21 protein-coding genes and 1 pseudogene are annotated in these 21036 nt (G+C 37.9%); 15 read left to right on the forward strand and 7 right to left on the reverse strand.

From position 1 onward, the window contains the following. Positions 1 to 64 precede the first annotated feature (64 nt). Complete coding sequence (locus tag LRP84_RS19415; RefSeq protein ID WP_230576581.1) at positions 65 to 361, forward strand: putative quinol monooxygenase; 297 nt, start codon at positions 65 to 67, stop codon at positions 359 to 361. A gap of 83 nt (positions 362 to 444) precedes the next feature. On the opposite strand, the gene LRP84_RS19420 is transcribed toward LRP84_RS19415, so the two are convergent. The 3 genes and pseudogenes from LRP84_RS19420 to LRP84_RS19430 all read right to left on the reverse strand — a co-directional run. Further along, positions 445 to 1572: a DUF4018 domain-containing protein gene (locus LRP84_RS19420; RefSeq protein ID WP_230576582.1), complete on the reverse strand. Its 1128-nt coding sequence runs from the start codon at positions 1570 to 1572 to the stop codon at positions 445 to 447. After that, positions 1547 to 2710, reverse strand: a complete 1164-nt coding sequence (locus LRP84_RS19425) for a DUF58 domain-containing protein (protein WP_230576583.1) — start codon at positions 2708 to 2710, stop codon at positions 1547 to 1549. Before LRP84_RS19425 ends, LRP84_RS19420 begins: the two co-directional genes overlap by 26 nt. After that, positions 2707 to 3258, reverse strand: a pseudogene (locus tag LRP84_RS19430) (AAA family ATPase); the annotation flags it as partial. The gene LRP84_RS19425 and the pseudogene LRP84_RS19430, both read right to left, overlap by 4 nt. A 542-nt stretch (positions 3259 to 3800) precedes the next feature. Between LRP84_RS19430 and LRP84_RS19435 the strand changes: the two are divergent. Continuing rightward, a complete protein-coding gene (locus tag LRP84_RS19435) occupies positions 3801 to 4508 on the forward strand; it encodes a DNA alkylation repair protein (RefSeq protein WP_230576584.1) in 708 nt (235 codons plus the stop codon). Between the two features lie 546 nt (positions 4509 to 5054). Here the strand turns inward: LRP84_RS19435 and LRP84_RS19440 are convergent. Both LRP84_RS19440 and LRP84_RS19445 read right to left on the reverse strand, forming a co-directional pair. After that, positions 5055 to 5318 (reverse strand): hypothetical protein, encoded by a 264-nt coding sequence (locus LRP84_RS19440; RefSeq protein ID WP_335379693.1) that lies wholly within the window; start codon positions 5316 to 5318, stop codon positions 5055 to 5057. A gap of 62 nt (positions 5319 to 5380) precedes the next feature. Further along, positions 5381 to 5986 (reverse strand): TetR/AcrR family transcriptional regulator, encoded by a 606-nt coding sequence (locus LRP84_RS19445; protein WP_230576585.1) that lies wholly within the window; start codon positions 5984 to 5986, stop codon positions 5381 to 5383. A gap of 201 nt (positions 5987 to 6187) precedes the next feature. Here LRP84_RS19445 and LRP84_RS19450 point away from each other — a divergent pair, with 201 nt between their 5' ends. Genes LRP84_RS19450 through LRP84_RS19470 form a run of 5 tightly spaced genes read left to right on the forward strand, consistent with a single transcriptional unit; the run spans position 6188 to position 10844 of the window. Further along, the gene (locus LRP84_RS19450; RefSeq protein ID WP_098305924.1) at positions 6188 to 6874 is read left to right on the forward strand and encodes a CoA transferase subunit A; all 687 of its coding nucleotides are present in this window, start codon (positions 6188 to 6190) and stop codon (positions 6872 to 6874) included. Next, positions 6858 to 7520 carry a 3-oxoacid CoA-transferase subunit B gene (locus tag LRP84_RS19455; RefSeq protein ID WP_230576586.1) on the forward strand — a complete coding sequence of 221 codons (663 nt, stop codon included), beginning with the start codon at positions 6858 to 6860 and terminating at the stop codon, positions 7518 to 7520. Before LRP84_RS19450 ends, LRP84_RS19455 begins: the two co-directional genes overlap by 17 nt. 17 nt (positions 7521 to 7537) lie before the next feature. Beyond that, a complete protein-coding gene (locus LRP84_RS19460; protein WP_230576587.1) occupies positions 7538 to 8293 on the forward strand; it encodes a 3-hydroxybutyrate dehydrogenase in 756 nt (251 codons plus the stop codon). A 23-nt stretch (positions 8294 to 8316) separates the two neighbouring features. Continuing rightward, a complete protein-coding gene (locus LRP84_RS19465; protein WP_230576588.1) occupies positions 8317 to 9501 on the forward strand; it encodes an acetyl-CoA C-acetyltransferase in 1185 nt (394 codons plus the stop codon). 23 nt (positions 9502 to 9524) lie between these two features. Further along, the gene (locus LRP84_RS19470) at positions 9525 to 10844 is read left to right on the forward strand and encodes an MFS transporter (protein ID WP_230576589.1); all 1320 of its coding nucleotides are present in this window, start codon (positions 9525 to 9527) and stop codon (positions 10842 to 10844) included. Positions 10845 to 11684: 840 nt separating this feature from the next. Here the strand turns inward: LRP84_RS19470 and LRP84_RS19475 are convergent. Further along, entirely contained in the window at positions 11685 to 11837 is a 153-nt protein-coding gene (locus LRP84_RS19475; RefSeq protein ID WP_230576590.1) for a ribbon-helix-helix domain-containing protein, read from the reverse strand. A gap of 54 nt (positions 11838 to 11891) precedes the next feature. Between LRP84_RS19475 and LRP84_RS19480 the strand changes: the two genes are divergently transcribed. The 8 genes from LRP84_RS19480 (at position 11892) to LRP84_RS19520 (ending at position 19314) form a co-directional block, all read left to right on the forward strand. After that, positions 11892 to 12089 carry a hypothetical protein gene (locus tag LRP84_RS19480; protein WP_230576591.1) on the forward strand — a complete coding sequence of 66 codons (198 nt, stop codon included), beginning with the start codon at positions 11892 to 11894 and terminating at the stop codon, positions 12087 to 12089. Positions 12090 to 12157: 68 nt separating this feature from the next. Next, complete coding sequence (locus LRP84_RS19485; RefSeq protein ID WP_230576592.1) at positions 12158 to 12418, forward strand: hypothetical protein; 261 nt, start codon at positions 12158 to 12160, stop codon at positions 12416 to 12418. Positions 12419 to 13237: 819 nt separating this feature from the next. Then, positions 13238 to 14467, forward strand: a complete 1230-nt coding sequence (locus LRP84_RS19495; protein ID WP_230576593.1) for a serine hydrolase domain-containing protein — start codon at positions 13238 to 13240, stop codon at positions 14465 to 14467. Positions 14468 to 15034: 567 nt separating this feature from the next. Continuing rightward, positions 15035 to 15304 (forward strand): AbrB/MazE/SpoVT family DNA-binding domain-containing protein, encoded by a 270-nt coding sequence (locus LRP84_RS19500; protein WP_230576594.1) that lies wholly within the window; start codon positions 15035 to 15037, stop codon positions 15302 to 15304. Between the two features lie 515 nt (positions 15305 to 15819). Next, positions 15820 to 16821, forward strand: a complete 1002-nt coding sequence (locus LRP84_RS19505; protein WP_230576595.1) for a hypothetical protein — start codon at positions 15820 to 15822, stop codon at positions 16819 to 16821. A gap of 208 nt (positions 16822 to 17029) precedes the next feature. Then, positions 17030 to 17314 (forward strand): hypothetical protein, encoded by a 285-nt coding sequence (locus tag LRP84_RS19510; RefSeq protein ID WP_230576596.1) that lies wholly within the window; start codon positions 17030 to 17032, stop codon positions 17312 to 17314. Positions 17315 to 17394: 80 nt separating this feature from the next. Beyond that, the gene (locus LRP84_RS19515; RefSeq protein ID WP_230576597.1) at positions 17395 to 17955 is read left to right on the forward strand and encodes a histidine phosphatase family protein; all 561 of its coding nucleotides are present in this window, start codon (positions 17395 to 17397) and stop codon (positions 17953 to 17955) included. A 369-nt stretch (positions 17956 to 18324) separates the two neighbouring features. Beyond that, entirely contained in the window at positions 18325 to 19314 is a 990-nt protein-coding gene (locus LRP84_RS19520; RefSeq protein ID WP_230576598.1) for an aldo/keto reductase family protein, read from the forward strand. A gap of 122 nt (positions 19315 to 19436) precedes the next feature. Here LRP84_RS19520 and LRP84_RS19525 read toward each other — a convergent pair whose 3' ends face one another. Continuing rightward, positions 19437 to 20336 (reverse strand): LysR substrate-binding domain-containing protein, encoded by a 900-nt coding sequence (locus LRP84_RS19525; RefSeq protein ID WP_230576600.1) that lies wholly within the window; start codon positions 20334 to 20336, stop codon positions 19437 to 19439. Between the last annotated feature and the right edge of the window lie 700 nt (positions 20337 to 21036).

A 21036-nucleotide genomic window follows, 5' to 3' on the forward strand; every position in this document is an offset into this window, starting at 1 on the left:
ATTTGCGTAATTGATTTTTTTCATAGATACAAATACAAGTGGAAAGATGAGAGGAGACCGTACCATGATTATTATCCATGTTAAATTTCATGTAGATCCAGCAAAACAACAAGCGTTTTTAAATGAGATTCAGCCGCTAATCAGTGGTTCAAGAAAAGAAAGTGGAAATATGTCTTATGATTTGTACAAGGATACCGAAAAAGAAAATGTCTATACAATGGTAGAGGTGTGGGAAAATGCGGAAGTAGTTGCTAATCACAATAAGAGTGAGCATTTCACTTCTTTTGTTGGCAAAGCAAATCAATTTTTAGTTGCACCATTAGATATAAAAGCTTTTGATGGAAAACCACTACAAGGGTAATAACAAGGTAGGAAACCGAATTTATATCACCCTTATAATACTACTAAAAACCTCGATGACTCCAGTAGGAGAAGTCGAGGTTTTTAGTAGTATTGAGGTTCAAGCTTATTCTTTTTTTCTTTCACTGACTTTCGATTTTTGTATAATGTATGAACTTCTCTTTTAAATTTCTGGAGAAGTTCAGTATCATCATGATTTGCATACCTTGTAGCGTTATACGCATTGATAATCACATCAAATTGAATGGAGACCTGTTCTACTCTATGAAGTCTTTCCATCCATTGTTCAACTGTTTCACCGCGTAGCCGATTTAATGGTGGTTTTAGTTTCTTTTCCAAATTAAATATTTCTTTACGAATTGCATTCTTTGGTGGGCGTAACCTTTTGCTACGCTTCTGCATTCTCCCTTGTTCTGATGCAACAATGATCGATTCGTAGGAAGCTATACGTCCAAAGCGTATTTCGTGACGGTTTTTAAATAATTTCCAAATTACATATATGGCAATGATTACTATAATAAGAATTGCAATAGATTGTAAAATCAAGGGATTATATCCTTTTTCCGGAATCGGTAAAGGTGGTGATTCACCTTTACTTAACTTGCTCTTCCAAGAATCATCTGTGGGTTTAAGTTGAGCCCATAGAAATAGCGGATTTAACATATAACCCACCCCTAAAGAAATCCATTGCATCATATAAGCAATGATGTTTCTTACGTAAGGAAATATGGGGATGAATAAAAAACTAACAATCCCAATTGCTGTAACTGTTAATAATCGCATTGTTTGTTGATTTCGATTAAAACTTGTAATCCATAATGTTAGTAGTGTATAGGAAATAAGTAATCCTATTTCCCATATGGATGGCAGCTGCATATGGAAAAGGAAAGAACAGAAAGACCATAAAAATGCTCCTAATAACTTGTGAAATGGTGTAACATCGTCTTTTGCGTACACAAGAAAAAAGAAAAACGGCAATAATATGGAACCTATAACAGAAAATAACGACAAAGAATAACAAGTAATGATTTGTAGGATGAATAGCGTTACGAGCCATGCTTTTTTCTTTTGCCCATTTTTCATAATAAGCAGTAAGCAAATATGACTGACTAGAAGAAATAAAACAATGTGTAAAACTTCTCCTTTTTCAGTTAACAAAGAGAGAAGGAGAATAAGAATAAAATCATTAACGTACCGTAGCCATGTATTCAAGGGCTTCTATCACTCCTTCATTGTGAACAATATAAGTTGGCTGCATTGTATGAGGGATATCTTTTTTGGGAACACCAAGAAAAAACATCGTAGACGACCTCACTCTTTTTCTCATCATATAATGTAGAAAACCATCTCGCGGCAGTAATGTACTATCTTCTGAAATACGAGCGAGTTCTTCTAATGCTTTCGCATAATGCATTTGCCCTTCATTTAACGTTAGGTGCAGCGGTCCATCTTCTGCTAAAATACTAATAAATAATTCAAATGGAACTTTCTTTTCAGTTGCAATTTGACAAATGTATGTTGCATAGGAAATCAGGTCTTCTATATTTTCTTTCCACCCAAGCCCTCTATCTGACGCGAGACATATACAGATTGTCCAGCTATAATTTTTTACTGCTTCATATTGCTTTGCTTGTAAACTTTGCATTTTCGCTGATGCCTTCCAGTGGATGGAACGAAATGATTCCCTTTCATACTGTTTGACTCCGACAATTGACGTTTCATCATGAAAAAAAGAAAAGTTTGTTTTGTAAGAGCCTATTAATAGTTGCTGTATTTCTTGTAATCCAGCGATTTGTTTCGAGGTAGGGTAGACGATAATTTCTGTTTTTAATTTATGCATAACTGGTAAATGAACTTGAATGATGTTGAAGGGATCGCCAATGATGCATTCAAACTGTTCAATTTGGAAAACCCCTCGTTTTGTCGCTGTGAAAGTTAAATCCCATTTTTGCTGTGAGCGAGTAGGGTGTGAGAATGGAAAAGAAAATAGCGTTTTTGATATTTGTTCTAGGCCTATGCTTGGATGAGTAACGAGTGATGGATTGATATGAAAGAAACATTTTCCATTCACCAATGGCAGCTTTGCTTTATTTTGTAACATAATAGATAGTTGTCCGCTCTCTTCTGGAAACAATCTCGTTGTTTGTTTCTTATTCATAATTTGAAAGTGTGCCTCTATATAAGTGACGTACCGATAAATAAAAAAAGAAAACATGTAATAAAGCAAAAATGGATATACGATAAATGACTGTGGTAAGTAGAACGTGAACAACAGTGCAACCGGAATCGTTAATTTAATGATATGATTTTGGAACAGTAAAGGGACGGAGACGAGACGTTGACCATTCATGTTTGTTCAATCTCCACCGGTACATCAACTTCTTTCAAAATCGCTTCTATAATCTCTTGTTTTGTCGTACGAAGAGCGCCTTCCATGGATAAAATAATACGGTGTTTCCAAATGTAAGGAAGTAGTAATTGCACGTCTTCTGGTGTACAAAATTCTCGATTCCGTAAAAGGGAAAGAGCTTGAATACCTCTTACTAAAGCGAGTGTTCCGCGTGGACTAATTCCATTTGCAATAAAATCATGATTACGAGTTGCATTAGCAAGTTTGATTATGTAGCCTTCTAAAGGTTCTGACACATGAACTTCTTTTACTTTATTTTGTACTTGTGTAATATCATCTAGTGAGATGACAGGATGAAGCTCGTCTAACGGTTTGTTCTTTCGAAAACGTCGCATCATTTGAAGCTCTTCTTCTGGAGTAGGATAACCAATCGAAACGGTCATTAAAAAGCGATCAAGTTGAGCATCTGGAAGAGGGAATGTTCCTTGGGATTCAATTGGATTTTGCGTTGCAATCACGAAAAATGGTTTCGGCAGAAGTGTGGATCTGAAATAAAGTTACGATTTTTATAAAAAAGACGCGATGTTTTGAATAAAGTCACGATCTTTGCAAAAAAGTTGCGAAGCTTTACCCTTTTGGATATTTTTGTCTGAAGGGGTGTTTTTATGACTAAAAGAAAAAGAACATCTGATCGGTTTAAAAAAGTTGAAACGTTTTTAAAAAAGCTTAATCAAAAATCCTGTATGAAATGCAAAAATTTATTCAGCAATCGGGAGCTTTAATGGAATAAAAGGAGAGCATATATTAGTCATGTATAATATGTGCTTTCCTTTATTTTTAGGGATTTTTATAATTTAGGTCTTGATAATAAATTCAATAAAGTCGTTTGAAAAATAATAAAGTTGTTTAAAAAAATGCGAGTCATTCTATTCAACAATCGGGCCGAATTGTTGAGGAATTATAGACAGTAGACATCCTACTTGAATAAGATTAATGGTAAAATTGAGAAGTATGGAAGACTTGATAAAGAATATAAACTAGTTGGTTACAATTAAAAGGGTCTTAATATTAAGGAAGGAAGTGCAAAACTATGGATTTCGAAACAGTTATACAGGAGCTTGAAGCCCTCGGTAAGGAACGAACTAAAAAAATGTACATATCCAATGGTGCGCACGAGCCGCTTTTTGGCGTAGCTACAGGTGCTATGAAACCAATCGCAAAGAAAATAAAAATAAATCAACGTTTAGCTGAAGAGCTTTATTCCACAGGTAACTACGATGCAATGTACTTTGCAGGCATTATTGCAAACCCAAAAGCTATGAGTGAGTCGGATTTTGATCGTTGGATGGATGGGGCATATTTTTATATGCTGTCTGATTTTGTGGTGGCAGTAACTTTATCAGAGTCAGATTTTGCACAAGACGTTGCTGATAAATGGATTGCAAGCGGTGACGAGCTGAGAATGTCAGCGGGCTGGAGTTGCTACTGCTGGCTTTTAGGGAATCGCCTAGACAATGAATTTTCCGAAAGCAAGATTTCCAATATGCTTGAAATTGTGAAAAATACGATTCATGATTCGCCAGAACGAACGAAATCCGCTATGAATAATTTTCTATACACCGTGGGGATTTCATATTTGCCGCTACATGAAAAGGCAGTCGAGACCGCAAAAGAAGTAGGTACAGTAGAAGTAAAACGGGACAAGAAAAAAAGCAGTTTCCTAAATGCTTACGAAAGTATTCATAAGGAAATTGATAGAGGGAGGCTTGGTTTCAAACGTAAATATGTAAGATGTTAAAAATTAGCTTAGTATTGGGGTGTTGATCCAAGAAGGATTGACTCTCTTTTTGTTGAAGTTACTGAACTAACGGGCAGAAGGGTGAAGGAGAATTTAGACCATAACTTTATAAATACCATTGACTTGGAGTTCACTCCAGCTGTTATGATTTCGAGAGAAATTAGATGAAAAATTAGGATTCGGAAATCCTGTAAAATATTTAATCTTTGTATAAATACATCTATTCCTTTATTCCAGAAAAGGGCGCTATTTTTTGAGTGAAACTTAGATTTTTAAACGACTTTATTGTTATATTTTTGAGTACAGTGAAGTATCTTACATCAAAAATTAAACAACTATATTTTTAACCCCGTCCTAAATTTAGAACGGGGTTATGCTTGTTTGAGCTTTTAAAATTAAAAAACTTTATTGTCATTTTACAAAAGGACTATTCCAGAATCGCGCCCTTTTCTGGAATAACCTCTCTTAATTCAATAGGTGTTGTTTAAGACTTCTATCATTTAAGAAAATTTGTTTTTACAAAATTAATTAGGTTCTGCTTAATGATTAAAAAAATATCCAGCCACTTATGCCAACAAAAATACATGCATATAGGTTTATTGTATTCTTTAATAATAGATAAACGATAAGTAATAAAACAGCAGTAGCTGGAAATCCGCAAAGAACACCAAAAGCAAATTTACTCAAACTCTCGCTTGCTTCACCTTGAACATATAACCAAATAATGCTTAATAAACTTACGAGTGGAAGGGCTGCTATAGCTCCTCCATATATAAGAAAACTGTTCTCGCATGAGAACGGTCTTCTTATTGTGTACCCATCATAAGTCCAATTCTACAAAGATCTTCTCGCGGATGGCCTCTAAATTTGTTTTAGTTCTTCATTTTCAATCCCTCAAGGATTGTTTTAATCAGCGGCATTGATAATGACTCTAGACTTTGGTCAGAGTCGTGTATACCCCAGTGATAGATGCTTCCCATTAGGCTTTGTGTGACCATTGTTGAAATGACTTCTACACATTGGTCAGTGCCAATGGATCCTTGGTCCTTAGCTTCTTCAAGTAGTGTAAAGATGATTTGAAAGAGTGAACGGTTTGAATTTAAAAAGTAAGTGTGTTCTTTTGAATTTAGAGCGGAACTATAAATGACTTTCATAAGATCTTTACCCATTTCTTCTTCTAGAAAGCGCAATAATTTCTGAGTGAAAATAAATAGTTTTTCAAATGGGTCCATATCTTTCGGGAAAGAATGGAAAACTTCTAAATAATAATTGTCGACTTCTGTGAATCTCTCTAAAAATATGTCCGATTTAGCCGAAAAGTGTTGGTAAAATGAACCTTTTGAAGTGCCGGTTTTTTTCACGATTTCGTCGACTGTTACTTTGTCATAACCCTTTTGGCTAAAAAGTTTTAAAGCTGTTTTTAAAATTTTATCGCGTGTTACTTCTCCTCTGCGCTGCTTTTTTTTTGATTCTAGCATGAAAAATCCTCCAGGAATAATTGACAGAATATTTAAATTTTTATAAAATCAGACTATGGTCTAATTATAAACAGACTGCAGTCTAGTTAACAAGTTAATGTTTTATTCAAGTCTACCTCATAGATTTCGACTATCACAACGATTTCTTATTTTATTTTAACCGAAAAAGAAAGCGCTTTATAAAGAAATGGAGGGGAAATAATGGATAAAGTCATTGAGTCTAGTGAAATAAGAAAGTATTTCAAGAGTGGCGATGTAATTTTAACAGGAGGCTTTGGCTTATCAGGTACACCTTTAACGATCATTGATGAACTATTAGAAACAGACATTCGTGATTTAACGATTGTTAGTAATAATTTAGGGGATCTTGGACAAGGATTACATAAAGTATTCATGCAGGGAAAAATCAAAAAAGCAATTGGCTCCTTTTTTTCCATTAATAAAGAAGCGGTAATAGCCTGGTCTAAAGGCGAGCTTGAAATCGATTTGCTACCTCAAGGTACATTAGCTGAAGCAATTCGCTGCGGCGGTGCCGGAATAGGTGGTTTTTACACAAGAACCGCCGTTGGCACTGAATTAAGCAAGGGCAAAGAGGAAAGAGAAATTGATGGAGAGAGATACATTTTTGAAAAGGCTATTAAAGGTGATGTCGCTATTATAAAGGCGGATAAAGCAGATCGAATTGGAAATTTAGTGTACCATACGACAGCTAGAAACTTTAACCCTATGATGGCTACAGCTGGAAAAATAGTCATTGCCGAAGTTAATGAAATTGTTGAAGTTGGTGAGCTGGACCCAGAATTTGTTGTGACGCCTCATGCGTATGTGGATTATGTCATCCAAAGCAAATATTCAAAGATAGGGAGTGATTATGTTGAGTCAAGATAAAAGACAAATTATTGCTAAGAGAATTGCCGAAGAATTAGAAGATGGACAGATTGTTAACTTAGGAGTTGGAATTCCTACTTTGGTTGCTTCCTATTTAGGTGATAAAGAGGTTTATTTACAATCTGAGAATGGATTGTTAGGTATGGGACCTTCTCCTGCAGAGGAAAATTTAGATATTGATTTAATTAATGCAGGAAAAGAACCGGTTACCTATTTGAAAGGTGCATCATTTTTTAATAGTGCTGATTCTTTTGCTTTGATTAGAGGTGGTCATATTGACGTAGCCGTTTTAGGCACACTTCAGGTGGATGTTCATGGTGAAATTGCCAACTGGGCCGTTCCGAATCAGCCGATTTTAGGCGTTGGTGGAGCAATGGATTTGGTGACAGGAGCAAAAAAGGTTATTGTCGCAGCTACCTTGTTTGCAAAGGATGGAACGTCTAAATTAGTCAAGGAATTATCATATAAAACTAGCGGGATTCGAAAAATTGATTTATTTGTTTCCGATTACGCTGTTTTTAAATTTACGGATAAAGGCGTAAAAGTTGTAGAAATGATGGAAGAGATTTCAATACAAGAATTAAGTGAAAAGGTTGGTTTTGATTTAGAGTATTTGAATGATTTAACACTCGTAAGTAATAAGTGAAGAATGGAGGGCAACACTTGGACAAGCAAAGAACAGTTATTGTGACAGGTGCAGCAGGCGGTTTGGGTAAAGCAATCGCAAAGGAATTTATTAAACAAAATGACTTTGTTTATGTAGCGGATCTTAATAAAGGGGCTGCAGAGGAGACCGCATTTTCGCTGGGGGAAAATGCAAAAGGAATTTATTTAGATGTTACGGATGAAGCTGTTATTCAATCAACCATTGCAGACATTTTGAAGGAGAGGGGATCGATTGAGGTTTTAGTGAATAATGCCGGAATTCAATATCGTGCGCCATTAGAGTCATTCCCTTTAGAAAAATGGAACTTGCTTATGGATGTCATGCTGACAGGTGTATTCCTAATGACAAAGCATGTTTTTCCGCATATGAAGAAAGAAGAGTACGGCAGGATTGTGAATATTTCATCTGTTCATGGGAAGATGGCCACACCTGAAAAAGTCGCCTATGTTGCTGCCAAGCATGGCGTGATAGGCGTAACGGGTGTAACTGCCCTAGAGGGAGCGCCATATAAAATAACGGCTAACTCGATTTTACCTGGTCCAGTGAAAACAGAATTGCTAGTTAAGCAGCTTGATAGCTTAACAGATAAAGGAATGACGGATAAAGAAGCGCTTGAGGCTATTATGTATCCAAGGCAAGCGATGAATCGTTTTATCGAACCAGAAGAGGTTGCTTCTGGCGTCGCTTATTTAGCATCAGATGCAGCAGGCGGTATTACAGGAGAACATATTAAAGACGCAGGCGGCATGTAATAAAAAAAAGAGGAGGAAAAAGAATGGCAACTTATATTGTTGACGGAGCAAGAACAGCCTTTGGTACTTTTGGCGGGGCATTAAAAGATGTGACCGATATCGATTTGGGTGTAGCAGCAACGGAAGAGGCATTGAAAAGAAGCGGAATTCAAGCTTCTAATGTAGATGAAATCATATTTGGAAATATTATCCACACAAGCAGCAGCTCTGCTTATTTAGCCAGACATATCGGTTTAAAAAGCGGCATGGCAGAGTCATCATCTGCGCTTACACTTAATAGATTATGCGGTTCGGGCATGCAGTCTATCGTATCTGCCGCACAGTCCATTGCTTCTGGGGATGCAAAAGTAGTTGTCGCTGGAGGAACCGAAAATATGAGCTTATCACCGCATGTATTAAGAGGCACGCGCTTCGGCTCACCAAATAAAGCACCAAAAGTTGATGATATGTTATGGGAAACATTAACAGATAACTACGTTGGCTGTGGAATGGGGATGACAGCTGAAAACTTAGCTGAAAAATATTCAATTTCCCGAGAAGAGCAGGATCAGTTTTCTGTGGAATCACAAGAAAAGGCCATTGCAGCAAGAGATAGCGGCCGTTTTGCGGAGGAAATTGTTCCGGTTAAGTTAAAAGGCAGAAAAGGCAAGGAAGTCATTTTTGATACGGATGAGCATATTCGTGAAGGTGCATCTGTAGAAGGTTTAGCAAAATTGAAGCCCGCTTTTAAAAAGGATGGGACTGTTACACCAGGGAACGCGAGCGGCATTAATGATGGTGCAGCTGCTGTGTTAGTCGCATCTGAGGAGTATGTGAGTGAACATAACTTAAAGCCGCTTGCGAAAATTGTAACATGGGGCGTTGCAGGAGTTGACCCGAGCATTATGGGTATTGGCCCCGTACCAGCAAGCAAAAAAGCATTAGAAAAGGCTGGTTTAAGCTTAGAGGATATTGGTTTGTTCGAATTTAATGAGGCATTTGCTTCACAATCTATTGCTGTAATTAAAGAGTTAGGTGTCGATAAGGAAAAGGTGAATGTGAACGGAGGGGCTGTTGCATTAGGCCATCCTGTAGGCGCAAGCGGTGCTAGAATCACCTATTCTTTAGCACTTGAAATGAGGAAAAGAAACGTTAAATATGGATTAGCTTCGCTTTGTATTGGCGGCGGACAAGGTATTGCCATTATTTTAGAAAATGTACAAAGCTGATGAAACAGATAGGGGGGAATTTGATGAATCAGAATATTAAGGCTATAGAAAAAAGTACAATCCGTAAAACGATGAAACGCATTCTTCCAACTATATTAATTCTATATGTTGTTGCTTACTTAGACCGGGTAAACTTAGGCTATGCTGCTTTAGAAATGAATGCAGAATTAGCTTTATCTGCTGAAGTTTTTGGTCTTCTTTCCGGTATTTTCTTTATTGGCTATTTCTTTTTTGAAGTCCCAAGTAACATGATTATGCATAAAGTTGGGGCGCGCATTTGGATTGCCCGGATTATGCTTTCATGGGGAATTATAGTAATCTTAACTGGTTTCGCGCAAACGACGACACATTTATACATCCTGCGTTTTCTATTAGGTATTGCTGAAGCCGGGTTTTTTCCTGGAATTGTTTTGTATTTAACTTATTGGTTTAGAGCCCGTGAAAGAGGACGAGCAACAGCTGCATTACTGCTGGCTTTACCGATAGGCGGCCTAATCGGCGCACCAGTGTCAACGTGGATTATTGATAACATATTTTGGCTCAATATGTCAGGATGGAGATGGATGTTTATCCTTGAGGGCATCCCGGCCATTATCTTAGGTGTTCTTACTATTTTCTTCTTAACAAATAGACCTGCAAAAGCAAAATGGTTATCGAAGGAAGAAATAGATTGGCTGGAGGGCGAATTGAGTGCTGAACGGCAAGCAAGTTCAAAAGTAAATAAAGTCTCAAAACTAGACATGCTGAAGGATTCAAAGGTTTGGAAGTTATCTGTGTTATATTTTGCTGTTTATACAGGTATCTATGGCTTGTCATTCTGGATGCCAACCATCATTAAATCCTTATCAGAAATTGCCACGACCAACTTAGAAATAGGCTGGTTAGCCATGATTCCTTCATTAGTAGGTATTCCGGCTATTATATTTGTCGGATGGTATTCGGATCGAACGAATGCGTACAAACAACATTTAATTGTTTGCTTTATTATCTCAGTATTGGGCTTTATCGGATGTGGCTTTTCAGAAAGCGTCTTTATGATGGTACTTATGTTAACAATTACATCTGCTGGATTATTTGGATTTACTGGATGTTTCTTTGCCTACATGACATTTTTCTTCACCGAGTCTACTGCACCTGTTGGTATCGCTTTAGTCAATTCATTTGCGGCATTAGGCGGATTTGTAGGACCAATGATTCTTGGATCTGTAGCATTTACCCAAGGAATGTTTATTTTATCAGGATTACTAATAATCGGCCTTTTTACATTAATTACATTAAAATTGACAAGTAATAATAGTGTGGACACTGTCAAAGAAACACAGCCAATTGTTACTCAATCATAACGGATAATATTTAAAAGGACGCTAATCTTTAGTAAAACGGAGCTGTGTACCATAAACAAGATGTCACCAAGCACCCCCCCGTGAGAATTATTAAGATGTTAAATAGTGTTCATCACAAAAAAGGGAGCATCAGTAACTGATGCTCCCTTTACCTTAGTTAAAGGAAACAGAATTCGACATTAATCAGATAAATGAAGGAAGTTTTGGGAAGGTCTGTACTTTTGGGAAATCCGGGATATGCCATCTGTAGTGCATTAATCATAACGGAGATTATCTCCCCAAATTCGTGTAGTATTAATTGTATTTCCACTAAACATTCGGCTCACCTCATCATAGCCCATGCTTTTCTTTTGGGCATGATGCCAAAACCTGATCAACCTCCATGGTCAAGCCATATACTATCTAACATTAGGCTTAAACTACAGACCTGTAATAATAGGGTTCCCAGTAACAAACCATTCACCTGACGTTCCCCCAATTAGTTATTCTTGCTCTTCCTGTTTCCTCCACAATCTGGCCCTTTAACGGAATAACATGACTGGCGTTTTTAAACATCTTTATTGCAAATGTAACGATTTTATTTAAAATTAAACAACTTTATTGTAACTCATCAGCTGAAGATTAATTTCGGCTCTTTTTTTCTTTTTAGTAAAGTATTTCCAATTTAGTTTGAAAAATTTAATTTCTATAGAAAATTGACCTCTCAAATTCGCTTGTAACGAGTTTTAAATATGTATCTAATGTAATTAGTCTTAGATTCATAAAAATTAAATATAAGACCGTTTAAGAGGTTTATCGGTGTTTTATACATTTTTAATCAAAATAAAAAAAGGTAAGCCATTATTTTTGACTTAATCCCTTTTCTACGAGTTGTCGGATTGCTTCATTACGATTTTTTAACTTATTTTCATGCCAAAAATCCTCAATTTTCTTCAGTTGTTCATTCGAAAATGTAACTAAGACTTGTGTATTTTTTTCTTTGTTTACTGCCATGTGAGTATTCCTCTTTTATAAAAGTATTATAAGTTATATAACTTTAGAAAAGGAGTGAGGATATTGGAAAAGAAAATCAAAAAGATGATGATGGATCTAACTAGCCTCATGAGTAATGGTGAAGTGCGTATGGATGTAACTGATATTAAGTATTATCAAATGCTATGTGGTGCATTAGAAGCAACAGGAAGAAATTACGATTTATATGTACATGAACAGGATGAAAGTACTTTGCTTTTTAAGTTGAAATAGCGTAATTCTTAAAAGAAGTGTAATAAAAGTATTGTTTGTATCTAATAGGAAGTGAGGGCTGTTGAGGGATGGAACAGTTAACCATTTTTGATGTAATAGATGAAACGAAGACACGGCTTTATGAAACATTAAAAGCAAAAGGATTACATTACACAATTCAAGGGTACTATTTGCATAACGATTACAAAGGGATGGTCAAATACTTCTATATAAGGACAACTGATAATACAATTATTGATTTGTGTATTTCTGAATTTCCAGAAGTATTTGCGATACATGAGGGTTTTAGTGACATTGCGATTAAAAAGATATTTAAAGGGCGATTGTAAGTCATACAATAAAATTCGAATAAATGGGGGTATTAAAAATGAAAATTGGTACATCTGAATGGCTTTCTCTTAGTAGGGATATTAAGCTGAAGTTGATTCGTCTTGCTGTTATAGATAGTCAAAATAAAGGGGTTCAGCCGAGATACGTGTAAAAACGGGTCATAGACTTACTTTTATTTCCAGTCGATGACCCGTTTTATGTTTATACCGGTATATTTTCCTCTACTGGTTGAGGGATGCTTTGTAAATCGATGACATAATCACCAAAACGTTTAATGTGCCTTGTAAGGTATGGACTCAGCATAACATGATCTTCTCGTGAAAACTTATACCCTTCATTTATGGGGCGAATTTATTAAGCACACAGAAAAGCTGAAGAGAGCTCTTTTATTTTTGTTCCGCAATCGGGCCATATTCTGGAAAAAGAAAGGGATTTAGTTAGGGCATCTAGAAAGTTAAAGTTACTTCCAAAAAAGGGCAGTATTTTCGCCCTGCTCTGCTCCAGTGGGGCGGGCAAGACAATGGTTGTAGAATAAACGTCTGATGAACAGATGGCTCTATACTAAGTGCAGGACATATCTCGATTCTGATAACCCAGAAAAGGAAGTGAGTCAGATTTTGACTGCCAATATTCATTTTCTTTGATGCATCGAATTCACCTTTTTGACAAAGGGCTTTCAAGCATGAATAACAAAAGAGAATTTGTAATTTTAAAACAATAGGGCTGATAAAAAAGTAAAAAGAGGGAAACCAAGTGAAAAAGATTACAACAGAAGATTTTCGTTCATCAGAAAATGGGGAAAAAAGGAGAGATTCATGATGGGACAAAGTAACAAAGGCTTCTCCGAAACAGGGCTACACAAAATGCGCAACGTGCTGGCACGACATGTCGATTCCGGGAAGATTCCTGGGGTCGTCGCCTTAGTCAGCCGGAACGGTGAGACGCACGTCGAAGTGCTCGGCACGATGCGCCATGATGGTGGTGCGCCGATGCGCCGGGACACGATCTTTCGGATGGCCTCGACGTCCAAGCCGCTTGCGATTGCGGCGGCAATGATCCTGCTCGACGAGTGCAGGCTGCGGCTGGATGACCTGGTAGAGACGTGGCTACCGGAACTCGCTGACCGGCGGGTGCTGAAGCGGATCGACGGCCCGCTGGACGATACCGTGCCAGCGCGGCGGCCGATCACCGTACGGGACCTGCTGACTTCCACGTTCGGGCTCGGCATGGATATTACGTCGCTGGGCACTCCGATCATGAACGCGATCTTCGAGAAGGGGCTCACGCCCGATCTACCGGTGCCGATGCCCGAGCCGGATGAGTGGATGCGCCGCCTTGGCGAGCTTCCGCTGATGCACCAGCCCGGAGAGCGCTGGCAATACCACATTAGCAACGATTTACTCGGCGTGCTAGTCGCCAGGGTCACGGGCCAGTCGTTTGAGACGTTCCTGCGCGAACGCATCTTCGCCCCCCTAGGCATGAAGGACACCGGTTTCCACGTGCCCGCCAACAAGATCGACCGATTGCCGACCCTCTACGCCCCCGACCCGCAGACCGGAGAGTTCATCGTGTGGGACGAGGCCAAGGGGGGACGCTGGAGCCAGCCTCCGGCGTTCCAGGGCGGCGGCGGTGGGCTGGTCTCCACCGTCGACGACTACAACGCGTATTTACGGATGCTGCTGAATCACGGGATGCACGAAAGTGAACGGATCCTGTCCCGGCCCGCCGTCCAGCTGATGACCACCAACCGCCTCACGCCCGAGCAGCAAGCCGCTCGAAACGCCATGGCCACAAACAACGTCCATGTGTCATTCGGCCAAGGGCAGCACGGCGGCTGGGGCTTCGGGATGGCGGTGCGCACCTACCGTGGCGACTACGCGCCCATCGGCCAGTTCGGCTGGGACGGCGGAAGCGGCACCACGACCTACGCTGACCCGGATAACCAGCTCACCGGAATCCTGCTTACCCAGGTCGGGCTGTCAGTCCCGAATTCGGCACGGCTTATCCACGACTTCTGGACCATGGTCTACCAGGCAATCGAAGACTGACACCGAGCCCGCGGTTCGTCGTTCGTTTAAAAAAAGGCTGGTGAATTTCATCGACCTTATTGGGGCAGAATCAGGACGTGACGCGGAGTTGGTTGGACGGAGTGGAAGCGGGCATGGGCATGGCCGCAAGTCCTTGGAGGTCTATTCAAAGCTTGCAATCACCGATGCCCAGCAGGGATATAACGAGGTCATCAATAATCTAATTACATCTATATTGCGGGTGGTGTCAGCTTCGCTGGTACTACCCCCAATAGGGGGCTTAGCTTAACAAGCCAAATTAAAAAGTCGGTTCCTAAGGAATTCGACTTTTTTAGGTTGAATTTCACAATTCGTGTTTCTTTAATACTATTTTTGACATTGTTCGATTTGGAAATAAAAGTAATCCTATGACCCGTTTTTACACGTATCTCGGTTGAACCCCTATTTCATTGTGGGGAGGATTCAAAAATACACTCAGGATGATTGTCTGGTTTTGGATCATAATGCTTTTTATATTTGGAGAAAGCTTGTTACAATAAAAAGAAAAACATAGGGTAAATAAGATAATGAAAAGAGGAAAGAGGCTGAATGAAGTCAACGGGAATCACTAGAAAAGTAGATGAATTGGGGCGTGTAGTTATCCCAAAAGAACTGAGGGATACGCTCGGTATTAAAGAAAAATCACCATTAGAGATCTTTGTAGATGGAGAAAAAATTGTTTTACAGAAGTATCAAGCTGGTGGGGCTTGTATGATAACTGGTGAGGTTTCAGAACGTAATATGTCATTAGCAAATGGAAAGATTACAATAAGTCCAGAAGGTGCAGAGTACCTGGTTAAAGAGTTGCAACAATACTAAGTTGAATAGAGAAATTAAAGGCTCCGCCATACAGGGAGCTTTTTTTATTATCAATATAATAATTTCACATACTGTAATGATTAATAAACAAAACAACCCACAAATAGCAGTCTACATTTATAGCTTGTTTCTCTTTTAGGATGCTTTTTCCTTATAAGTAGATTTTGTCGGAATCCCCAATATAATAGACTATAAGTAAAAGTATTTTTATTTAATGGGGAGATTGGTGCAGCATTGAAATAAAGATGAACCGTTTATAACAAAGTTAAACCGTTTTGAAAAAAATGAAGTCTTAATATTTAAAATTTAATTAAGACCATAGCTGTATTGGAAAATACTCCCTGAGACTATGTTAGCAACTGAAGTTTTTATATAAACTTAAATTAATAACCGAGAAGTAAGGGATTGAAAATGTCCTTAGTGATCTGCCTTCATTGTTGATTATCGCAAAGGAATTATAGTAAAAGCAAAAAGGTTGGTAACAATCTTGAAAAATAAAATGAGGTGATTCATTAATGATTAATTTCAATGGAGAAGAAGTTACCAAGGTGGACGGTAAAACCAAGGTTGTTCAATCGAATATTAAAGCGTGGTTTGCAATTGGAGCAAGTTCTATCACACTATTCGCAATTATATTGAAATCCTTTTTACCTGAAGCACCGGATTACACAATGGGATTTGCTCCAGTAGGAATTACGGTATTTGCTTCAATCTTAGGAATGATTGCACTAGCACTATCTATTAACTGGCAGCGTGAAAGTTTAACGCCACGTTTTCTTTTGCTAATTAGCACATGGGGAGCTTGTTTTATATTAGTCTGGTCATCAGGCGGTATTGTGTTTGACATATTACGAACAGCTGCTGTACTTGGAATCCCCGGTTTGCCCCCGGTTGTGGATTGGCCAGGATTTGCAACCAGAACCATTAGCCTCATAGCTGCCATACTGCTTGCTGCAGCAACTCTCTCTTTTCAACGTATATCCCGAGGGGCATGCATTGTATGTGGTCAAGGGCCTTCAGTGAAAACCCAACCTGACCGTATTTGGTTCGGCTATGCTGCGTTTGTACTATCTTTTCCATATCCATTATTGAAACTTTATTGGTCCTTCGGTGGCACCCTAGGAGGTGGCCAAAATTTCAGTCAACATTCTGCTTATGGAGAAATGCTAGTATTTGGCGCTTGTGCATTGCTTTGTCTTGCTCTTGTACAAAAATGGGGGCGTATTTTTCCTAAGTGGGTACCGTTTGTTGCTGGGAAAAAAGTTCCTCGATTCATTCTAATCACCGGAGGTTGGGTTGCTGCATCTATGACAGTTTCAATGGGATTTTTGGCAATATTGGGATCTCTTTTGGAGGTATTAGGTCTTTCGAATGGACCAATGTCTTTCGATGACGAAGGTTTGTTGGTATCTATAGTATATGGAGGATGGTTGTTGCTGGGTATCGCGATCACTGGAGCTACCTGGAATTATCAGAAGCAAACCAGAGGTAAATGTGTAAAATGTGGAAAATTTTAAATAATGATTTATAGATATTATAAAAGGATCTTCAAATGAAGATCCTTTTTCATTGCTGATAACATCGCTTATGTTGACTACATACCCATTTGAGGCCTTCTTTAACTAAACCAGCTAATAGAAACAAGTCGTTATTTAATTAAAGGGCGATTTAATGGAGGAAAGATCATAGAAATGATCAAACTTTATTCCAAGGCTACAATTGGTCATGGAGAAAAAATATGCACAATTTTATAAGTGTGCACTACAAGTAAATCCTTACAATTATATAAGTTACAGAGGAACGAATCATACTCAAACAGAAGGGGTACTGACGGCAAAACGCGGATTTTATACGCTAAGGATATGCAGGATTTCATGCAGGCTACGAAAACGGTTTAAACTGCCAAATGCTGTTGTGACAGAGCAGTATGAAATCCTGCATACAGCGGAGGGAACAGAAGGCTGGCAAACTCTTGGTATGAATGGATTTCTAGGATTTGATTACTGCTGATAATGAGACTTTATGTTAACCTCACATGTATAGGGTATACAACGTACATAATCGAGATACTTAAAGGATTCCAATCAGGTTTGTCTAAGTTAGAAAAGAAAGGACAAATATCTAAAGAGGTGAAATGGATGCAAATCCTACTAATTCGTCACGGAGAATCTGAAGATGATTTTTTAGAAGAGGGTTATAAAGGACCTACTGATTTACAATTAACTAAAAGGGGATTGGAGCAAGTTGAAAAAATGTCTAGTTATATATCAAAGGAATTTCCTCCAGAATTTATTTGGTCGAGTACACTATTGAGAGCAACTCAATCTACTGAAATTTTGAGTAATGCTGTTAAATGCCCTGTAGAGTATCTAATTGAGTTATGTGAAATGCAGAAGGGGAAGAGTAAACTAGACTTTAGATTACGTGCTGAGAACATCCTTGCAGCTGTTAGAGAAAGGAGTAAACAGTACAAACGAATTGCGATTGTTTCCCATGGAGGAGTGATTACAAAAATTATAGATAGCTTCCTTCAATTACCGAAAGAACATGATGTATGGTTCCATACTGACAACACAGGCATACATCTACTTGAATACAAGTCTAGTGTCCGTTTTGTTAGGTTTAGTAACAATACCACTCATTTAAACTAGGACAAAAATCAACTTCCGCTAACGAAGACTATGTAAATATATAAAGGTAACAGAAATAATTATTAAACGGCTACATGAGGTATCATCACATGCCCATCAACTTAAGAACAAAACCGTTCATCAGAACTAAGATATTCTTAAAGTAGAGGTACACTCTTAAAAATGTGCATGCCAAATAAACCTAGATAGACATTATTATTACCTTGTTAGCGATGTGGTAATACCCAACAGCCTTGCAAACTTCTGAGTAAACGGAAGGGCACTGTAGTCTTATATAAATTTTATATTAATTCATTATTAATAATATATTATCCGTATTAAAATATGATCTTTATAATGAAGATATCACTTTTAAAAGGAGGAACTAGAATGGAGTTTAGTAAACTTGGCAATAGCGGATTAACAATAAGCAAGATTGCATACGGAAACTGGATAAATCACGGGGGGAAAGTAGATGAGGATACTGCAAATGAGTGTGTTAAAGCAGCACTAGATGTCGGTATAACAACATTCGATACTGCTGATGTTTATTCAGACACTAAAGCTGAAGAAATACTCGGCCGGTCTTTACAAGGTATACGACGGGAGAGCATTGAACTATGTACAAAGGTGTGCCATCCGACTGGGAATGGGCAAAACGATAAAGGTTTATCACGAAAACATATTCTAGAAAATTGTAATGCATCTTTGCGTCGGTTACAGACCGACTATATTGATGTCTATTATGCACACAGATTTGACCCAACTACTCCTCTTGAAGAAACGATGTTAGCTTTCGCAGATCTTGTAAGACAAGGTAAAGTGCTTTATATTGGTGTAAGTGAGTGGACAGCAGAACAAATCACCCGTGGTGCAGCACTTTCACGGGAATTGAATATTCCGCTCATCGCTAGCCAACCCCAGTATTCAATGTTGTGGAGAGTTATCGAAACTGATGTGATACCAACCTGTCAACGTGAGGGACTTGGGCAAGTAGTATGGTCGCCTGTCGCACAAGGTGTTCTCACTGGAAAATATCTACCCCAAAAACCAGTACCAACTCAATCACGTGCTAATTCTCCTGCTGGCAAACCATTTTTTCATAAACTTGCACAACGTTGGATGAACGACAATGTGCTCACTGCTATCCAGAAGCTCAAACCCATCGCACAAGAGATTGATCTTACCCTCGCTCAACTCGCAATAGCTTGGGTACTACAAAACCAGAATGTTTCCTCAGCAATTATCGGTGCCTCGAATCCGGAACAGGTAAGAGAGAATGCGTTAGCTTCTGGTGTCAAACTGGAACCTGAAATAATGAATCAGATTGACAAAGTACTAGAAGGTTTCGTTGAGTACGATCCGAGTAAAACAGGTTAAGTTTTTGCACGTGACTTAACCAGAAATATATACAAAATCTTTGTAGTCTTACTTTAAAACTTAAGTTAAATTAGAATTCTTCCTTTGTAATATTTTACTACCCATCCCATCAGGATGGGCTTTTATTCTTGATGATCAAGTTGTAAAATCGAATACACCTCTCTAACAACTGTTAAAAAATGATCTACTACTGCAGATTTTTCATCTTGTCTCCATCCAACATATAGATTTACTTTTGGTGTAGTCTCTTGGATTTTTTTATAGATAACCCCAGGACGTTTATAACTTTCCACCGATGATGGAACGACAGAAACTCCCATTCCTGTTGCAACTAAATTAACAATAGTTTGCATTTGAATAGCTTCTTGAACAACATTTAAACTTACACCATGATCCCAAAAGTAGTTAATAATTAAATCATAAAAATTTGGACCCAAATGGCGCGGAAACAAAATAAATGGTTCATCAATTAACAATCGGAGTGGAATTTCGGGCAATGAGGCGAAAGGGTGATCTTGATGTAAAACCAATCTTAAAGATTCTTCAGAACAAACTTCAGAAGATAGTATCCCGTTGTTCTGTTTAGAACGAATAAATCCAATATGAATTTGTTTCTCATAGAGTGCTTTTAGTTGCTGCTCCGTTGTCATTTCACGTAATATAAGATGGATTTTAGGAAAGCGTTCTCGAAATTTATTAAGAACTTCTATAACGATTTCTGTGGAATCGACAAAACCGATTATTAAATTTCCTATTTTTCCTTCAGCTGCAAGTTGTGTTTCTTTTATGGCTCTTTCTAATTGAAACAGCGTTTGTTGAGATCCTTCTAAAAATATCTTCCCAGCATCCGTAAGTTCAACCATTCTTTTTGTTCGATGAAAAAGTTGAACTCCCAATTCTTCTTCTAATTTACGAATTTCTTGGCTTAGAGGAGGTTGTGCCATCCTAAGACGTTCTGCTGCACGACTAAAATTCAATTCCTCTGCCACCATTATGAAATACCGCATTTTCCTAATATCTATTTTTATCAATCCCTTCTGCTAAAATCCAATAAGGACTTCTCTTTTATTATCAAACTCATTTAGGTGCCTAGTATTTTCGTAGCCATGCTTTTTATGTTTTACGGCTTTTTGGTATTAGGGAGAGGAGATGTTTTAGAGTTTATCGACCTGTTCCATAGATAAGGGGAAAAATACCTTTCTTCAAATAACCTGTCAGTTAGTTAAGTAATTACACAAACACATTTTAACATAATACCCCATTCTTAAATCGGAATTTTCTGAATAGTAATGAAAGAAAAAAGGTAGATTAAAAGTCTTTCTCCTTCTGCAACTAACCTGCATAGTTAGTTTAAGTACATTTCTTCACAATCTTTATAGTAATATTAACATAAATATCCAATAAAAAAATCATCTCTCCACTAAGAGATTTATAGAGGAGAGAGGATTTTTAATCGAACTTTTTTACAAATTATCAAACTTTATTATAAATCAACACTCTTTATTATAAATAATCAATCTTTTTTACAAAGCTGCAGTACAATGTAGCATTAAGCTTTTTAGTTAGAAAAAAGAATGAAAATTTTTTTGTAAAACAAACAATATCTAAGATATAAAACCCTGATTTCCTACTTCGCGTAAGGAAATTAGGGTTTTTACTTCCAAAAATGCCTTAGAATTTATTATCAAGACCTAAATTATAAAAATCCCTAAAAATAAAGGA

It is taken from the genome of Bacillus rhizoplanae, assembly GCF_917563915.1.
GTDB lineage: Bacteria > Bacillota > Bacilli > Bacillales > Bacillaceae_G > Bacillus_A > Bacillus_A rhizoplanae.